This window comes from Mycolicibacterium grossiae (assembly GCF_008329645.1).
Classification (GTDB): Bacteria; Actinomycetota; Actinomycetes; order Mycobacteriales; family Mycobacteriaceae; genus Mycobacterium; species Mycobacterium grossiae.
In genome coordinates this window covers 4256962-4273471 of record NZ_CP043474.1, presented here as the reverse complement: position 1 = coordinate 4273471, position 16510 = coordinate 4256962, and the positions used below count along the sequence as shown (strand labels likewise).

Annotated in this window: 17 protein-coding genes; 12 read left to right on the top strand and 5 right to left on the bottom strand. The window is 71.8% G+C overall.

Annotation, left to right across the window (positions count from 1 at the left end; all coding sequences use genetic code 11):
• The first annotated feature begins 15 nt into the window (after positions 1-15).
• From FZ046_RS20560 to yaaA, 3 genes are read left to right on the top strand one after another with little or no spacing between them, the layout of a single operon-like run.
• On the top strand, positions 16-651 hold the full coding sequence (locus FZ046_RS20560) for a class I SAM-dependent methyltransferase (protein ID WP_070356326.1): 636 nt from the start codon (positions 16-18) through the stop codon (positions 649-651).
• Positions 648-1793 (top strand): alkaline phosphatase family protein, encoded by a 1146-nt coding sequence (locus FZ046_RS20555; protein ID WP_070356327.1) that lies wholly within the window; start codon positions 648-650, stop codon positions 1791-1793. The genes FZ046_RS20560 and FZ046_RS20555 overlap by 4 nt, the downstream gene beginning before the upstream one ends.
• A gap of 11 nt (positions 1794-1804) precedes the next feature.
• Positions 1805-2551: a peroxide stress protein YaaA gene (gene yaaA / locus FZ046_RS20550; protein WP_070356328.1), complete on the top strand. Its 747-nt coding sequence runs from the start codon at positions 1805-1807 to the stop codon at positions 2549-2551.
• Positions 2552-2557: 6 nt separating this feature from the next.
• Here yaaA and FZ046_RS20545 read toward each other — a convergent pair whose 3' ends face one another.
• The 3 genes from FZ046_RS20545 to FZ046_RS20535 form a co-directional block, all read right to left on the bottom strand.
• On the bottom strand, positions 2558-4234 hold the full coding sequence (locus FZ046_RS20545; RefSeq protein WP_246182825.1) for an HNH endonuclease signature motif containing protein: 1677 nt from the start codon (positions 4232-4234) through the stop codon (positions 2558-2560).
• Positions 4235-4365: 131 nt separating this feature from the next.
• Positions 4366-5028 carry a nitroreductase family protein gene (locus FZ046_RS20540; RefSeq protein ID WP_070355572.1) on the bottom strand — a complete coding sequence of 221 codons (663 nt, stop codon included), beginning with the start codon at positions 5026-5028 and terminating at the stop codon, positions 4366-4368.
• A 2-nt stretch (positions 5029-5030) separates the two neighbouring features.
• Complete coding sequence (locus FZ046_RS20535) at positions 5031-5444, bottom strand: VOC family protein (RefSeq protein WP_070355571.1); 414 nt, start codon at positions 5442-5444, stop codon at positions 5031-5033.
• Positions 5445-5574: 130 nt separating this feature from the next.
• On the opposite strand from FZ046_RS20535, the gene FZ046_RS20530 reads away from it, so the two are divergent.
• The 3 genes from FZ046_RS20530 (at position 5575) to FZ046_RS20520 (ending at position 8503) form a co-directional block, all read left to right on the top strand.
• Positions 5575-5796, top strand: coding sequence for a hypothetical protein (locus tag FZ046_RS20530; RefSeq protein ID WP_070355570.1), 222 nt, complete (start codon positions 5575-5577; stop codon positions 5794-5796).
• A gap of 189 nt (positions 5797-5985) precedes the next feature.
• A complete protein-coding gene (locus FZ046_RS20525; protein ID WP_070355569.1) occupies positions 5986-6981 on the top strand; it encodes a TerC family protein in 996 nt (331 codons plus the stop codon).
• A 58-nt stretch (positions 6982-7039) separates the two neighbouring features.
• On the top strand, positions 7040-8503 hold the full coding sequence (locus FZ046_RS20520; RefSeq protein ID WP_070355577.1) for an amidase: 1464 nt from the start codon (positions 7040-7042) through the stop codon (positions 8501-8503).
• Here the strand turns inward: FZ046_RS20520 and FZ046_RS20515 are convergent.
• Complete coding sequence (locus FZ046_RS20515; RefSeq protein WP_070355568.1) at positions 8500-10053, bottom strand: ATP-binding protein; 1554 nt, start codon at positions 10051-10053, stop codon at positions 8500-8502. The genes FZ046_RS20520 and FZ046_RS20515 overlap by 4 nt on opposite strands.
• 114 nt (positions 10054-10167) lie before the next feature.
• Here FZ046_RS20515 and FZ046_RS20510 point away from each other — a divergent pair, with 114 nt between their 5' ends.
• Positions 10168-10527: a response regulator gene (locus FZ046_RS20510; protein ID WP_070355567.1), complete on the top strand. Its 360-nt coding sequence runs from the start codon at positions 10168-10170 to the stop codon at positions 10525-10527.
• Positions 10528-10532: 5 nt separating this feature from the next.
• Here FZ046_RS20510 and FZ046_RS20505 read toward each other — a convergent pair whose 3' ends face one another.
• Complete coding sequence (locus tag FZ046_RS20505) at positions 10533-11186, bottom strand: response regulator (protein WP_070355566.1); 654 nt, start codon at positions 11184-11186, stop codon at positions 10533-10535.
• Positions 11187-11337: 151 nt separating this feature from the next.
• Here FZ046_RS20505 and FZ046_RS20500 point away from each other — a divergent pair, with 151 nt between their 5' ends.
• From FZ046_RS20500 to FZ046_RS20480, 5 genes are read left to right on the top strand one after another with little or no spacing between them, the layout of a single operon-like run.
• On the top strand, positions 11338-12384 hold the full coding sequence (locus tag FZ046_RS20500; RefSeq protein WP_070355565.1) for a cupin domain-containing protein: 1047 nt from the start codon (positions 11338-11340) through the stop codon (positions 12382-12384).
• A gap of 53 nt (positions 12385-12437) precedes the next feature.
• Positions 12438-12752, top strand: a complete 315-nt coding sequence (locus FZ046_RS20495) for an SRPBCC family protein (protein ID WP_070355564.1) — start codon at positions 12438-12440, stop codon at positions 12750-12752.
• A 47-nt stretch (positions 12753-12799) separates the two neighbouring features.
• A complete protein-coding gene (locus tag FZ046_RS20490; RefSeq protein ID WP_246182824.1) occupies positions 12800-14971 on the top strand; it encodes a xanthine dehydrogenase family protein molybdopterin-binding subunit in 2172 nt (723 codons plus the stop codon).
• On the top strand, positions 14968-15504 hold the full coding sequence (locus FZ046_RS20485) for a (2Fe-2S)-binding protein (RefSeq protein ID WP_211372250.1): 537 nt from the start codon (positions 14968-14970) through the stop codon (positions 15502-15504). The genes FZ046_RS20490 and FZ046_RS20485 overlap by 4 nt, the downstream gene beginning before the upstream one ends.
• Positions 15501-16481 carry an FAD binding domain-containing protein gene (locus tag FZ046_RS20480; protein ID WP_070355562.1) on the top strand — a complete coding sequence of 327 codons (981 nt, stop codon included), beginning with the start codon at positions 15501-15503 and terminating at the stop codon, positions 16479-16481. Before FZ046_RS20485 ends, FZ046_RS20480 begins: the two co-directional genes overlap by 4 nt.
• The last annotated feature ends 29 nt before the right edge of the window (positions 16482-16510 follow it).

Here is a 16510-nt window from a genome sequence, read left to right as displayed (position 1 = left end):
TGCGAGGATCGGTCGGTGAGCACCCGATGGCAGCGCACCGACGCCCCGCGCGGCGACGACTACGACGCGCGCTGGCGCGTCCTGAGCGAGCGGGGTGAGAGCGTCCACGGCGAGGCCGACCTCGTCGAACACCTCCTGCGATCGTCCGGCGGCCGACGCGTGCTGGACGCCGGTTGCGGCACCGGGCGGGTGGCCGTCGAACTCGCGACGCGTGGCTTCGACGTGGTCGGTGTGGACGTCGACGCCGCGATGCTCGCCTCCGCGCGTGCCAAGGCGCCCGACCTGGCCTGGTTCGAAGCCGACCTGCTCGACGTCGCGGCGATCCTCGGCGACGCAGCGCCCTTCGACCTCGTCGTGCTGGCCGGCAACGTGATGATCTTCCTCGACCCGGGCACCGAGCCCGCGGCGCTGGCGACGCTGGCGGCCCGCCTCGCGCCGGGCGGACTGCTGATCGCCGGGTTCGGTGTGCGGCCCGACCGGCTGCCGCTCGCGGCGTACGACGAGTACGCCGCCCGCGCCGGTCTGCGGCTGGTCGACCGATGGTCGACGTGGGACCGTGCCGCGTATGCGGGCGGCGACTACGCGGTGTCGGTGCATGCGGTATCGGTGCATGCCAAGTCTGCTGCTACCGAGCGGGCCGTGTCGCGGTGACCGGTCGCTGGCCGTCACCCGACCCCGATCTGCCGCACCTCGCCGACGTCGTGCCGGCGGTGCTGCGCGCGATGGGCGTGCCCGGGGGTAGTGGCCGGCTGACGCTGCCCGGTCCGGTCACCGGCGCGTGCGTCCTGCTCATCGACGGGCTCGGCGCCGAACTGCTCGACGCGCACGCCGCTGATGCCCCCGTGCTGGCAGGGCTGCGCAGCGGCACGCTGGGCGTCGGCTTCCCGTCGACCACCGCGGCCGGGCTCGCGGCGGTGGGGACCGGCCGACGTTCCGGCGAGCACGGCATGGTCGGCTATACGTTCCGGTTGCCCGACGCCGGTGTGGTGAATGCCCTGACCTGGCGACCCCATCCGAACGGTGACGACCTGCGCGACCGGGTGAGACCCGAACGCGTGCAACCCCTTTCGACGACCTTCGAGCACGCGACGAACGCCGGTGTCGCCGTGAGCGTCGTCTCGGCGGCGCGGTTTGCCGACTCCGGCCTCACCCGCGCGGTGCTGCGCGGCGGCCGGTACGTCGGCGTCCACGCCGTCGGCGACCTCGCAGCGCGGGTGCGCTCGGTGATCAGGGACGGCGGTTTCTGCTACGGCTATCACGCCGACCTCGACATGCTCGGCCACGTCTATGGGCCCGGGTCCGAGCCGTGGCGGCTGCAGCTGGCCCAGGTCGATCGGCTCGTCGAATCCGTCGTCGACGGTCTGCCCGACGGTGGATTGCTCGCCGTGGTCGCCGACCACGGCATGGTCACCGCCACCGACGTCGTCGACCTGGACGCCTCGCCCGCGTTGCTGGCCGGGGTGGTGGCCCTTGGTGGCGAGGCCCGCGCCCGCCACGTCTACGTCGAGCAGGGCGCCGCGGCCGACGTGCTGGCGGCGTGGCGCACGACGCTCGGCGAGCGGGCCTGGGTGCTCACCCGGGACGAGGCCGTCGCGGCGGGATGGTTCGGTCCGACGGTCACCGACGACGTCCGTCCGCGCATCGGCGACGTGGTCGCCGCGGCGCGCGACGAGGTGGCGCTGGCACGCCGGACGACCGAGCCGATGGAGTCGTCGTTCCTCGGCCACCACGGCTCGCTGACCACCGCCGAACAGCACGTGCCCCTACTGCTGGCACACCTCGGTCTCGGTTAACCTCGACGCCCGTGATCGTGCTGCTGCCGCCGTCGGAGACCAAGCGCGACGGCGGGGACGGTCCGCCGCTGCGGCTGGCCGATCTCGGCGCCCCCGACCTCGGTGCCGTCCGCAAGGAGCTGATCGACGACCTCGTCGAGCTGGCCAAGGACCGCCCTGCAAGCCGCCTCGCGCTCGGCATCTCGGCGAAACAGGACGCCGAAATCGACCGCAACGCCGCGCTCCTGACGTCGGCCACCATGCCGGCCATCAGCCGCTACACCGGCGTGCTCTACGACGCGCTGGACGTCGACTCGCTGCGCGGAGCCGCGGCCTCCCGGGCGCGGGCGCGGCTCGCGGTCGGCTCGGCGCTATTCGGGCTGGTGCGCGCCGACGATGCCATCCCCGCCTACCGGCTGTCGGCGGGGTCGAAGCTGCCGGGCGGTCAGACGCTGGCCGCGCGCTGGAAGCCGGTGCTCGAGCCCGTCCTCGCCGACCTCGCGACACGCGATCTCGTCGTCGACCTCCGGTCGGGTGCTTATGCGTCGCTGGGCCGCGTGCCCGGTGCCGTCGACGTCGACGTGGTGTCCGAACGCGCCGACGGCAGCCGCGCCGTGGTCAGCCACTTCAACAAGGCGCACAAGGGAAGGCTGGCCCGGATTCTCGCCGGCTCACGGGCCGAGCCGGACGACGCCGCCGCGGTGGCCGCCATCGCGCGACGCGCCGGGCTGCGCGTGGAGCGCGACGGCACCGCGATCACCATCGTGGTGCCTGCGTAGGAGGCGTCAGAACGGCGGTATCTGGGCGCGGAGGTACTGCTCGGCCCAGGGGGTGTTGCGTCGGCGTTCGTCGGCGATGCGCTGGTGTCGGGTTTGGGTGCGGGTGTGGGTGCGGCGGGGCATGGTGAGGCCGGCGGTGTGCTTGGCCGGTGGGGTGCCTTTCGTGGTGAGGGGTGCGGCCGGTGTGGTGAGGTCGGCGAAGAGGTGGCGGCTGCCGGGGTGGGTGATCGCGGTCAGGCCGGTGGGGTCGGTCCAGGTGGCGGTGCCGTCGGGGTCCAGGCGGTAGGACCAGCCCGGCCAGAACGTCTTGAGTAGGTGGTGCTCGGTGCACAGAGAGGCCAGGTTGGCCGCCGCGGTCGGTCCGTGGGGCCAGGCGATGACGTGGTCGATCTCGCAGGCGGTGGCCGGGCGGGCGCAGCCGGGGGCCCGGCAGGTCAGGTCGCCGGCACGGATGAACGCGGCCAGTGCACGTGAGGGCCGGTAGCGCGGTTCGGGCGGGGCCTGCGCGGGGTGAGTCAGGGGGGTGCGGGTGGCGTGCTGGGCCAGGCGGGCGATGACCGGTCCGGGCAGCACCGGCCCACCCAGGATGACCCCTGGTGAGGCGGGAGTGTGCTGGCCGGGATCGGCGCTCACCTCGGCGATGACACGAGCGAGGGTGTAGCTGCTCAATGGCTGGGACAGCATCGGCGGGATCGGGCCGCTGAGGCCGCGGCGCTGGGTGGTCAGATTCCCCGTGGGCACCGGTGCGGCTTCGGTGTGGGGCGTCGGCGTGGACGCTGGCTGGGTGTTGGGCTGAGGCGGCGGCGCGGTGACCGACTGGGCCGCAGGCGCAGGCGCAGACGCAGACGCAGACGCGGGGGCAGGCAGTGGCTCCGGCGTGGGTGTCTCGTCGAGGGCGTCGGCGTGGGCGATGACGTGGATGACCACCCCACCCCCAGCGGGCCGGGTGGCGGCCGCGCAGTCGGGGTGCTCGCACAGGCAGGGCAACCGGTCCCACCCGAACCCCAACGCCCCCAGCGCCGCGCCACGGCGCTGATCCAGCGTGCGGGGATCGCGCGGGCACACCGTGCGCGCCAGCCGATCCACCCGCGCATCGAACGCCGCCCCGTCAGCGGCGTCGACGGTCGCGTCCACGTAGGCCACCCCGTTGGCGGTGTCGGTGTACACGCTCACCCGCGTGCCGCGGGCGGCGTCCTGGGTCCGCCGCACCGCATACGGATCGTGACGCAACACCAGGGCATCGATGTCGCGCTCGGTCTGCTCCACCGACTTCGCGCCCCACCCGGCCAACTCGGCGGCCAACTCCGCGTCGATGGCCCGCACCGCCGCCGCGTCGGTCACCAACGCCGTGCGCGTGCAGATCGCCCGCACCAACGGATACGAGAGCAAGCCCTCGGCGAACAGCGCCCCCACCTTCGGCAACCGCTCCCGCAACGTCACCGCCGTGGTCAACAATCCCGACGCCCGCCCCGCAGTCAGGCACTGAGCCGCGCCGATCTGCGCGCACACCGACGACCAGTTGTCACACCGCCACTGCTCGCGTGCCGCCGACCCCGACACCGCATACGCCCGGTCGAGCAGATCGGCCATCGACGCCAACCGCGCCGCACACACCGCGTTCTCCAACCGCGCCTGCGCCCGCAACCGCTCCCCCACACCCCGGGCGGCAGCCACCTCAGCCACCAACGCATCGAACACACATTCGACGGTAGTCGCCACCACCGAGCACCGCCGCAACCACGAACCCGCCTGGGGATGAACACACCACTGTGCACAACCCCTGCACCAACACCCAAAAACGTCAGTGCCCCGTGCTAGGTCCCGTGCGCCGGGCCTTCGGTGATGCCGGGCGCCGGTGCGTCCCAGTGGTCGGCGTTCACCGCGTCCTGCCACGGACGGCGGCGCACCGGCCCGTGCCGACCCTTCGGCCACCCGAGGACGACGTGCCCGGCCAGGAACCAGTCCTCCGGCACTCCGACGGCGTTGCGCAGCAACGTCTCTCCGCCGTAGGAGGCCCAGCTGGTCAGGCAGGCGCCCAGGCCCTGAGCGCGAGCGGCCAGGAGGAAGTTCTGCATCGCCGGGAAGATGGAACCGCCGAGCAACGCGTCAGACGCCAGCCGCAGCCGCTGCTGTACGAACAGCACCGAGGTGAACTCGGCTGCGCGGTCGTGCAATTCGTAGGTGGCCCGGTTGTCCCGGGCCCGCCGGGAGTGGTCGTCGGGTGCCGGACGGGTCATCCGGTACGCCTCCTCGATCACCGTCAGTGCCTGCGTGGCCGCCTGGCCGACGACGGCCCGCTGCTCGGGGGAACGCAACACGACGAACCGCCAGGCCTGCGCGTTGGCTCCCGACGGCGCCCACGTCGCGGCCTCGATGCACCGCGCCAGCGCGGCGTCGGGCACCGGCTCGTCGGTGAAGCGGCGGATGGTGCGCGCCGTCGACATGACCTCCCACAGGTCGTTGCTGACGGCCGCCATCGTCACAGCGTCCCGAACAACTCGATCGCATTGCCGTCCGGATCGGCGATGAACATCCAGCCCATTCCCGGCACCGGTTCGAACTCCGTCGGCGGTTCCACGATCGGGTAGCCGGCCTCCTCGACGAGTTCCGCGGCGCGGCGCAGCCCGGTGATCCCGAGGGTGACGTAACGCAGCCCCGCCTGCGCCTTTCCGCCGCCGGGCACGGCCGGTGCGGCAGGCGGCGTGTGGTAGGTGACCAGCTTGAGGATGCTGCCGCCGAAGACGTAGCGCCGCTGCGAGCCCTCGGCGAACTCGATCTCGCCCTGGAACTCCAGACCGAGGAAGCCCTCGTAGAAGGCGATCATCGCGTCGAGGTTGGTGGTGACCAACCCGATCTCCACGGTCGGGCTCAGCAGGTCCAGCTTCACGGTCACCTCGGCATCGTCGGCGGGCGGGCGTCCCGCGCAGCCTAGCCGTTCGGCTGGTCGGCGCGGCGCGCACAACGGCACGTCCGGATCGCGGGCGTCGTATCCTCAGCCCGCGGCGACGACGGGGAGACCACCGATGCAGACGTTCTGGCGGTACGTGCGGATCCAGGCGTTCGTGTTCGTCTGCGGCATCGTCGGGCCGATCTTCCTCATCGGCTTCTTCGCCGGCCAGCCCGATCCCGAGCTGAAGTGGATGTACTGGGCGGGGTTGTTCGTCACCGCCATCGACGTCTTCATCGCCCTCGGTCTGACCGCGGCGATGGACCGCAACGCGCCGCCGCGCAGCGAGGACGACTAGCGCCGCGCGACACCGTGACGACGGCCCGATTACCGATGCTGAGAATCGTCTGACAGACTCATCCCCCGAGGGGAGTATTCCTTCGCCGCGGTGTCGTCATCACGTCGTCCAACGTCGGACGGCCGGTGCCGCGGGCCGCACCACGCGGTGGCAGAGACCTCGGCCGTTTCGTCGCGACCGGAGGAAGCTTTGAACGTATCCAGTATCGAGTGGATCATCACGCTCAGCGTGACGATCGCCGTCCTGCTGTTCGACGTGGTGATGATCGCCCGCCGACCGCACGAGCCGACCATCAAGGAATGCTCGATCGCGCTGTCGGTCTACGTCGGCGCGGCCATCGTCTTCGGTCTGTGGGTGTGGATCTTCCACGGCAGCGACTTCGGACTGGAGTTCTACGCCGGCTGGCTCACCGAGTACAGCCTCAGCGTCGACAACCTGTTCATCTTCCTGATCATCATGGCCAGCTTCAACGTGCCGAAGAAGTACCAGCAGGAAGCGCTGATGGTCGGCATCATCCTGGCGCTGATCTTCCGCGGCATCTTCATCGCGCTCGGCGCGGTGGCGATCAACCAGTTCTCCTGGGTCTTCTACATCTTCGGTCTGTTCCTCGTCTACACGGCGGTCAACCTGGCCCGCGACTCCGAGCACGACGATGACGGCGACAACGCCGTGGTGAAGTTCGCGCGCAACCACCTCACGCTCACCGACCGCTGGGAGGGCCTGCGGCTGTGGGTGAAGGAGGACGGCAAGCGCCTGATGACGCCGATGTTCCTCGTCATCGTCAGCCTCGGCACTACCGACCTCATCTTCGCCCTGGATTCGATCCCCGCGATCTACGGCCTCACCCAGGAGCCGTACCTCGTCTTCACCGCCAACGTGTTCGCCCTGATGGGTCTGCGGCAGCTGTACTTCCTGCTCGGCGGGCTGCTCAAGCGGCTGGTCTACCTGTCCTACGGGCTGGCGTTCGTCCTCGCCTTCATCGGCGTGAAGCTGTTCCTGCACGCGCTGCACGAGAACGAGCTGCCGTTCATCAACGGCGGTGAGCACGTCGCCGTCCCGGAGATCCCCACGCTGCTCAGCCTCGGCGTCATCATCGTCACCCTGGTGATCACGACGGTGGCCAGCCTGTACAAGACCCGCAAGGACGAGAAGAAGGCCGACACCGAGCTGCCCGAGACGACGTAGTCAATCCCGCCCGGCCGCCGAGTTGCCGCGCGGCGGCCGGGACCGGATGATCTGCGCGATGGACATCGACGCCGCCGTGGAACTGGCCGAACTGGACGCCGTCGGGCAGGCCGCACTCGCGGCCACCGGCGAGGTCACCGCCATCGAACTGCTCGACGCGGCGATCCTGCGCACCGAGGCCACCCGCACGCTGAACGCCGTCATCACCGATCTGTTCGAGCGGGCTCGCGAGCAGGCTGCGGCGCTGGACCGCTCGGGCGCCCTCCGCAGCGGCGACGCCGGCCCGCTGGCCGGAGTGCCGTTCCTGCTGAAGGACCTCGGCGCGTCGCTGGCCGGTGCCCCGGAGGCGATGGGGTCGCGGGCGCTGCGGTCGCACGTGGCCGAGGAGTCGGCGTGGATCGTCGAGCGCTATCTCGACGCCGCACTGGTGCCCTTCGGCAAGACCAACACCCCCGAGTGGGGCAACCACTGCACCACCGAGCCGTCGCTGTTCGGGCCGACGGTCAACCCGTGGGGGCCGGACATCACACCCGGCGGTTCGAGTGGCGGCTCGGCGGCCGCGGTCGCCGCCGGCGTCGTCCCTGCCGCGTCCGGAGGCGACGGCACCGGCAGCATCCGGGTGCCCGCGTCGTGCTGCGGGCTCGTCGGGCTCAAGCCGAGGCGTGGTCGCACGTCGTTCGCGCCGGGCGCCGGCCACGGACTGGAGGGTCTGGTGAACGAGCACGCGCTGACGCGGACGGTTCGCGACAGCGCCGCCCTGCTCGACGCCGTCACCGGATCCGCGCCCGGCGACCCCTACACCGCGCCGCTCCCCCACACGCCGTTCCTGCGGGCGATCGGCGTACCGCCGGCGCCGCAGCGCATCCTGACCACCACCGACTCCCCGTTCCCCGGCACGGCCACCGACCCCGAGGTCGTCGCCGCCGTAACCGCCGTCGCGACCACGCTGGACGGGCTCGGTCACCGCGTCTCGCCCGGCGCACCCACCGTTGACGCGGACGCGGTGGCCGACGCGATCGCCGTGCTGCACGACGTCAGCAATGCCCAATTGCACGCGCTGGCCACCGCCGTCCTGGGCCGCGAGCCGCGGGAGGACGAATTCGAGGAGAGCACCTGGGTCATGGTGCGCGAGGGCTTCCGCACCACCGGTGTCGAGTACGCGGCGGCGATCGGCGCGATCCACGCGCAGACCCGGCGGTTCGCCGCCGGCATGGCCGACGCCGACGTCCTGCTGGTGCCGACGCTGCTGACCGGGCCGCCGCCGTATGCGCTGCTCGACCGTCCCCGCGGCACCACCCGCGCCTTCTTCGACGTCGAGTTCGCCACCACGGGGTGGACGTCGCTCGCCAACGTCACCGGGTGGGCGGCGATCAGCCTGCCGCTGGGCTGGATGGCCGACGGCCTGCCGATCGGTGTGCAGCTGATGGCGCCCGACGAGATGGTGCTGCTCCAACTCGCCCGGCAGCTCGAGGACGCCATGCCCTGGCGTGACCGCCGCCCGGCGGGCTGGGTCGGCCGTTAGGCCGGCACCGAAACGCGTTCCGCCGCAACGGGAATCCGCGCCGTGACGGTCGTGCCGGTCCCCGGATCGCTCGCCACGGTGAGTTCGCCGAACACCGCCGCGACGCGGTCCTTCAGGCCGATCAACCCACTGCCGCCACCGGCGGTGGCGCCGCCGACACCGTCGTCGGACACCTCGAGTCGCAGCTCGTCGTCGCCGAGCGCCGCACGCACCGTGACCCCGGAGGCCTCGGCGTGCTTGGCGACGTTCACCAGCGACTCGGCCACCACGTAGTAGGCGGCCACCTCGATGGGTTCGGGAAGCCGCCCCGCCACGTCGAGTTCCAGGCCGACCGGGACCGTCGACCGGCGGGCCAGCGTCTTCAACGCCGGCGCCAGGCCGCCCTTCGACAGTATCGCGGGGTGGATCCCGCGGGAGAGTTCCTGCAGCTCGGTGTACAGGTCGGCCATTCCGTTGATGAGGTTCTCGACCTGCTTGCGCAGCGCGAGGTCCGACTCGGGGATCGAGGCCTCCAGCGTCCGCAATCCCAGCCCCAGCGACACGATGCGCTGCTGGGCGCCGTCGTGCAGGTCGCGCTCGATGCCGCGCCGGGCTGCGTCGGCCGCGGCGACGATGCGGGCGCGTGACGCCTGGAGTTCCGCGTGCGTCTCGGCGTTGCGGATCGCGGTGCCGATGAGGTCGGCGAAGTCGCACACGTGCGCCTCGGTGTCCGGCGGCATCGGCTCGTCGCGCGCCGACCCGACGATCAGCGCGCAGCGCGGCTCGCCGTGCACCGAGATGGGCGCCCCGACACCGGACACCAGGCCCAACGCCCGGAGCCGCCGCGCGACGGAGCCCTCCACGCGGCTGTAGTCATCGACGCGGGCCGGTTCGCCGGTGTCGCGGACCCGCCGGGTGACGCTGTCGCCGTCGAGCGCGAGCCGCTCGCCGACCACGAGCTTCGCGCGATCGGTGGGATCCGCGGCCGCGAGCACCACGCACCGGTCGTCCGGCTCGAACTTCGCCAGCGTCACGTGCTCCACGCCCAGACCGTTCGCGAGTTCCGCCACCGCCACCGGATACACCTCGTCCGGCCCGGCGCCGCGCGCGACGAGGGTCGCCACCCGCCGCAGCGCCGCCTGCTGCCGGGCCAGCGCGTCGGCCTGGCGGCGCCGTGCCTCGGCCTCCACCGCGCGCAGCCGGGCCTGCCCGGCGAGCACGTTGACCAGCAGTGCCAACGGGAGGAAGACGAACAGTGCCGGCACCAGGCTGTCGCTGCCCTCGAGGTGGATCCAGACGTACACCGCGGCACTGGCCACCGACGTCGCGAACGCCAGACCGAAGCTCCACCCGGCCGATACGACGAGTACGCCCAGCAGGAACACCGCGCCGAACGCGTTGTCGGGAGCGACGCGCTTGAGCTGGTGCACCAGCACGACCTCGCCCAGGATCAGCGCGGCGGCGACGACGATGCCCCAGCCCAGTGGCCGGCCGTCCGGGCTGAGGATCAGCGCGAGCAGTCGGTCGCGGAGCGACCGCCGCGTCTCGGTGGCCTCGGGTGGCAATGTCATCGAAACGGGATGGTAGTGGGTCAGCCGGTAACCGGGGATTCCTGCTAGCCGCAATGCTGGCGCCGGAGACCGCTGACACACTCGGTTGGTGTGGTACTCCTCCGAATTGATGCGATGCGCTGCCTGATCGTGGACGACAGCGCCAACTTCCGCGATGCGGCGAGCACCATGCTCGAGCGCGCGGGCATCGAGGTCGTCGGGGTTGCCTGCACCCGGGACGAGGCGCTGGAGCGGTACCGCGAGCTGCGGCCCGACGTGACACTGGTCGACGTCGACCTCGGCGCCGACAGCGGCTTCGACGTCGTCGCGCAACTCCACGACTGCGACGACCCCGCCCCGGCGACGATCCTCATCTCCACGCACTCCGAACACGACTTCGCCGACATGATCGCCGCGAGCCCCGCGCTCGGCTTCGTGCCGAAGTTCGCGCTCTCGCCGCGCGCCATTCGCGACTTGCTGCCCGGCGTCGACTGAGGGCGCTACAGCGAGTCGAGGTACATGATGACGGCCCGCACCCGCCGGTGGTCGTCGCCGGTGTCGGGCAGGTTCAGCTTCGTCAGGATGCTGCGCACGTGCTTCTCCACGGTGCCCTCGGTGACCCAGATGCGCCGGCCGATCCCGGCATTCGACAGGCCTTCCGCCATCAGGGCGAGCACCTCACGCTCGCGGGCGCTCAACGCGCCCAAGGGGTCGTCGCGCCGCCGGGCCGACACCAGTTCCGCGACGAGGGCGGGGTCCACCACCGACGCACCGTTGGCGATCCGGCCGAGCGTGTCGACGAAGTCGCCGACGTCGGTGACGCGGCTCTTCAGCAGGTAGCCGATCGACCGGCCGCCGGCCAGCAGTTCCATCGCGTGCTCCACGTCGACGTGCGACGACAGCACCAGGATGCCGACGTCCGGCCACTGCTCGCGGATGGTCCGTGCCGCGTCGAGCCCCTCGGTGCCGTGCGTCGGCGGCATGCGGATGTCCACCAGCGCCAGACCCGGCCGGGTGTCGCGCACCAGGTCCAGCAGCGCGGTCGCATCACCCGCCTGCCCGACCACCTCGAATCCGTTGTCGGTCAACAGGCTGGCCAGGCCCGCCCGGAGGAGGACGTCGTCATCGGCGACGACCACGCGTACGGCACTCACGCGGAGGATTCTCGCATCGAACTCACAGATCTACCGGCTAGCAGGAAGGCCGCCGTGGCGGAAGGCCACCGCAGCGAATGCCGGACAGCAGCGCAGACACCGCGACGCAAGCGCGAGAGGCTCATCGCGTACCCCACGAAGGAGGCCGAGGATGACACTCACGCCCACCCGCAGCGCCCACACCGCGAGCCTGCACGACGGCGAGATCGTCGAGGAATCCGATCTCGGCTCGATGCGCCGGGTCACCGCCGACACGCTGCCCATCCTGCGGAACCTCTCCATCAAGCGCGTGCTGCTCAACCCCGGCGCCATGCGCACCCCGCACTGGCACGCCAACGCCAACGAACTCACCTACTGCGTGTCCGGCACCGCGCTGGTCTCGATGCTCGACGACCACAGCAGGTTCAGCACCTTCGTCATCACCGCCGGCCAGATGTTCCACGCGGCCTCGGGCGCGCTGCACCACATCGAGAACATCGGTGACGACGTCGCCGAGTTCGTCATCGCCTTCCGTCACGAACGGCCGGAGGACTTCGGCCTCGGCGCGACCTTCGGCGCCTTCAGCGACGCGGTGCTGGGCAACACCTACGACCTGCCCGCCGCCGACCTCGCCCGCATCCGCCGCGACACCGCCGACCACAAGCTGGCGGCCCGGGTCGGAGCCCCCGAGATCCCCGCCTCCGCCTACCTCAACGATCCGCACAAGTTCGACGTCGAGGCGCAGAGCCCGGGGCTCAATTACGTCAGCGGCAACGCCCGTTTCGCCCGCGACCAGTTCTGGCCGGTGCTGCAGGACATGTCGATGTACTCGCTGCGCGTCGCCGAGGACGGGATGCGGGAACCGCACTGGCATCCGGTCACCGCGGAGATGGGATACGTCCAGCACGGCGACGCCCGCATGACGGTCATGAACCCCGACGGGACGCTGGACACCTGGACGATGACGACCGGCGACGTGTACTTCATCCCGCGGGCCTATCCGCACCACATCGAGAACATCGGCACCGACGAGTGGCACTTCCTGATCTTCTTCGACCAGCCCTTCCCGGCCGACATCGGCTACCGCGCGTCGGCGAGTGCGTACTCCCGCGAGGTCCTCGCCGCGACGTTCGGCACCCACCTCGCCGACCTGCCCGCGTTTCCGTTCACACCGTCCGACCCGCTCATCGTCGGCCGCACCAACCCCGTCGACCGCTGACCGACGCGACCCACCGACGCGACCCACCGACCCGAGGGGATACCGAAGAGCCGATGCCGACCATCCGATGCCGCAGGGAGATCGACGTCCCCGCCGCCGACGACGCGACCATCGCCGAGCACCTCGCCCGACTCGGCGACGCCGAACGCTCCCACGGCGGGCCCGTGCCGAACACGGAGATCGAGTACTCCGCGACCCTCGAGGTGTCCGACGTCGTGGGCACCGGCCGGGTGCTGGTCGTGTGGACGGCGACGTTCTGCGTGCCCGACGCGCCCTGCGACGTGATCCGTGCTCACCGGGACGCGGTCTTCGCCGATGCCGTCGACGAGTTGCGCCGGCGGTACGCCGGTGCGAAGTTGGCGTCGTGAATGCTGCCGTCGGCCGGTCCGTCACGCGTGTCGAAGGCCGCGACAAGGTGACCGGGCGCGCCGTCTACACCGCCGACGTCGCGGTGCCGGATCTGGTGCACGCCGTGCTGGTGCAGACCGACGTGCCGCACGGCCGGGTGCTCGAGGACTCGCTGCGTGCGGTCACCGAGACCGCCGCTGCCGCACCGGGCGTGCTCGCCGTCCTCACGCCGCTGAACTGTCCGGCGCTGCATCCGCCGCCACGCGACCTGAGCGACGACCTGCCGCTCGAGCGCCGCCCGCCGCTGGCCGACCTGGACGTGCAGCACGTCGGCCAGCACCTGGCGGTCCTCGTCGCCGACACGCTCGAGAACGCCACGGACGCGGCGACCCTGGTGCGGCCGTCGTACGCGACGCGACCCGCGGTGCTCTCGGCGCGCGCAGCACTGGACGTGGCCGACGACGGGGGCGACGGGGCGGTGCGCCACGGCGCCTACCGGCCCGACCACTTCGTCAAGCTCGTCGAGGAGAAGCTGCAGGACCGCCGCGGACCGGACGCCGCTCCCGCCGACGGTGTCCGGGTCGCTTCACGGTTCACCACCGACGTCAACGCGCACTACCCCATCGAGTTGTCCGCCACCATCGCCTCCTGGGACGGCGACCGGCTGCTGGTGCACGACGCCACCCGCTGGATCGGCGGGGAACGGCACGCGCTCGCCGCCTATCTCGGCATGCCCGAGGACGACATCAGGATCCTGTCTCCCCTCGTCGGCGGCGCGTTCGGTTCCAAGAGCTTTCTGTGGATGCACGTGGCCCTCTGCGCCGTGGCGGCGCGGGAGGTGGGCCGACCCGTCAAGCTCGTCCTGACGCGCGCCCAGATGTTCACCTCCACCGGTCACCGGCCGCGTACCGAACAGGACGTCGACCTCGTCGCCGCCGCCGACGGCACCATCGCCAGCACCGAACACCACACGCTGACCGAGACGTCCACCGTCGCGCACTTCTGCGAGCCGGCGGGCCTGTCGGCGCGGCTCCTCTACCGGTCCCCGCGCCTGGTGGTGTCCCATACCGTCGGCCGAATCAACGCGCCGACACCGTGTTTCATGCGCGGCCCTGGTGAGGCGCCGGGCCTCTTCGCTCTCGAGGTCGCGATGGACGAACTCGCCTACGCCACCGGCGTCGACCCCGTGGCACTGCGCATCCGCAACGATCCGCGTGTCGACCAGGCCAGCGGACGGCCGTGGTCGGGCAAGCACGCCACGCAGTGCCACGCCCTGGGCGCCGACCGGTTCGGCTGGTCGGCGCGGCCGCCGGCACCGCGGTCGTGGCGCAGGCGCGGCGTCCAGGTCGGCTGGGGCACGGCGAGCGCCACCTATCCGGGCCGGCGCATGCCCGCGTCGTGCAGCGTGACCACGACGGCCGACGGGGTGCACTTCGCCTCTGCCACGCACGAAGTCGGCACGGGGGTCCGCACCGTGATGACCCAGATCGCCGCCGACGCCGCCGGGCTCCCGCTCGACGCGGTCGGCTTCTCCTCCGGCGACTCGTCGTTTCCCGAGGCGCCCTACAGTGGCGCCTCGCAGACCACGGCGACCGTCGGCTCGGCCGTGCACGCCGCCGCGACCGAGTGGCGGCTCCGGCTCGACCGCCACCGTCCGGGGCTCGGCACCGACCCGGCGGCGCTCGTCGACGCGCTGCGCAACGCCGACGCCGCCACGCTGGCCGACCTGTCGTTCACCGCGTCGAGTGGCGGCCCCGACGAGACGGGACCGGCGTCGCAGTCCTTCGGTGCGCACTTCTGCGAGGTGGAGGTCGACGAGTCGACCGGCCGCGTCACGGTCACGCGCTGGGTGGCGGTGATGGACTGCGGTCGGGTGGTCAACCCGAGGCTGGCGCGCAACCAGGTGATGGGCGGCATCCTGTTCGGTCTCGGCATGGCGCTGCTCGAACGCGTCCCCACCGACCCGACCACCGCGCAACTCATCGGCGAGTACTACGTGCCGACCCACGCCGACGTCCCCGAGTTCGACGTCACGTTCGTCGATTCGCCGGACTACGCCCTCGATCCCGTCGGCGTCCGCGGCATCGGGGAGATCGGGGCGTGCGGCGTGCCCGCGGCGATCGCCAACGCCGTCTTCCACGCCACCGGTCGCCGCCTGCGCGACCTGCCCATCACCTGCGAGCAGCTGATGGTCCCCTTCGACGAGGCCATCGCCGACCGAGCGGAGCGCCCAGAGTGACCGACACCCATCCCGTGGACCTCACGATCAACGGCGACCGGCTGCATCTCGACGCCGACGTGCGGTCGACGCTGCTGGACCTGCTGCGCGAGCGCCTCGGGCTCACCGGCACCAAGAAGGGCTGCGACCACGGACTGTGCGGCGCCTGCACCGTGCAGGTCGACGGCGAGCGCGTCCTGGCGTGCCTCACGCTGGCCGCGTCGATCACCGGCCGCGAGGTGGTGACCATCGAGGGCCTCGCCGACGGGGACGAGCTGTCCGAGATGCAGTCGGCCTTCCTGCGCCACGACGGCTTCCAGTGCGGCTTCTGCACGTCGGGGCAGATCTCGTCCGCGGAGGCGATGCTGCGCGAACACGCCCGCGGAGATCTGTCCGCGGCGTCGTTCGGCTGCCCGGGCCGCCGGGTCGGTGGCGTCGAGCTGGACCGCGCCGAAATCCGGGAACGCATGGCCGGCAACATCTGTCGGTGCGGCGCGCACGCCAACATCGTGGCTGCCATCGCCGACGTGCACGGCCGGGGGACGGCGTCGTGAAGACCTTCGCGTTCCGCCACGCCGAATCCGTCGAGGATGCCGTCGAGACCGCCGCGCGCACCGGCGGACGGTTCTACGCCGGCGGCACCAACCTGCTGGACCTGATGAAGAACGGCGTGGAGACGCCGGACGTCCTCATCGACGTCGGCCGGCTGGGACTCGACGCCATCATCGCGACCCCGGCCGGCGGCCTGCTGATCGGCTCCGGGGTGACCAACAGCGCCGTCGCCAACCATCCCCTGGTGCGCGACGGCTACCCCGTGCTGTCCCAGGCGATCCTGTCGGGAGCGACCACCCAGCTGCGGAACATGGCCACCGCCGGAGGCAACCTGCTGCAGCGCACCCGCTGCCCGTACTTCATGGACCCGGCATTCGCCGCGTGCGACAAACGATCACCCGGCAGCGGCTGCGCGGCGCGTGCCGGCCTGAACCGCGAGCACGCCCTCTTCGGTAGTGGTGGCGGCTGCGTGGCGGTGCACCCGTCGGACATGGCGGTGGCGCTCGCCGCCCTGGACGCCACGGTGCACGTCGTCGGACCCGCCGGGGCGCGCCGCCTGGGATGGGCCGAGTTCTTCCGGCTGCCCGGCGACCACCCGGAACGGGACGTCACGCTCGACGCGGCCGAACTCATCACCGGCATCGAGCTGCCCGCATCGCCATTCGCTGAGCACGGCTGGTACGAGAAGGTGCGCGACCGGCACAGCTACGCCTTCGCGCTGGTGTCCGTCGCGGCCGGCCTGGACGTCGTCGACGGCGCCATCCGATCGGCGGCAGTCGCCCTGGGCGGCGTGGCGGCGATGCCGTGGCGGGTCCGCGCCGCCGAGGACGAGTTGGTCGGACGGCGCCCGGAGCGCGCCGCCTTCGTCGCGGCCGCGCACGCCGCGCTGGCCGGTGCCGAACCGCTTCCGGACAACGGGTTCAAGGTCGACCTGGCCAAGCACGCCGTCGTGCGGGCGCTGACGAAGGCAGCCGCCTGAGCGGAAGTGACCCAAGCCGGGCGGAGTGA

Excerpts from the sequence above, each read along its gene's own strand:
- FZ046_RS20530 (WP_070355570.1), top strand. The coding sequence starts at position 5,575 with ATGCAGACGTTCTGGCGGTACGTGCGGATCCAGGCGTTCGTGTTCGTC.
- FZ046_RS20520 (WP_070355577.1), top strand. The coding sequence starts at position 7,040 with ATGGACATCGACGCCGCCGTGGAACTGGCCGAACTGGACGCCGTCGGG.
- FZ046_RS20510 (WP_070355567.1), top strand. The coding sequence starts at position 10,168 with ATGCGCTGCCTGATCGTGGACGACAGCGCCAACTTCCGCGATGCGGCG.
- FZ046_RS20540 (WP_070355572.1), bottom strand. The coding sequence starts at position 5,028 with ATGGCGGCCGTCAGCAACGACCTGTGGGAGGTCATGTCGACGGCGCGC.
- FZ046_RS20515 (WP_070355568.1), bottom strand. The coding sequence starts at position 10,053 with ATGACATTGCCACCCGAGGCCACCGAGACGCGGCGGTCGCTCCGCGAC.
- FZ046_RS20500 (WP_070355565.1), top strand. The coding sequence starts at position 11,338 with ATGACACTCACGCCCACCCGCAGCGCCCACACCGCGAGCCTGCACGAC.
- FZ046_RS20495 (WP_070355564.1), top strand. The coding sequence starts at position 12,438 with ATGCCGACCATCCGATGCCGCAGGGAGATCGACGTCCCCGCCGCCGAC.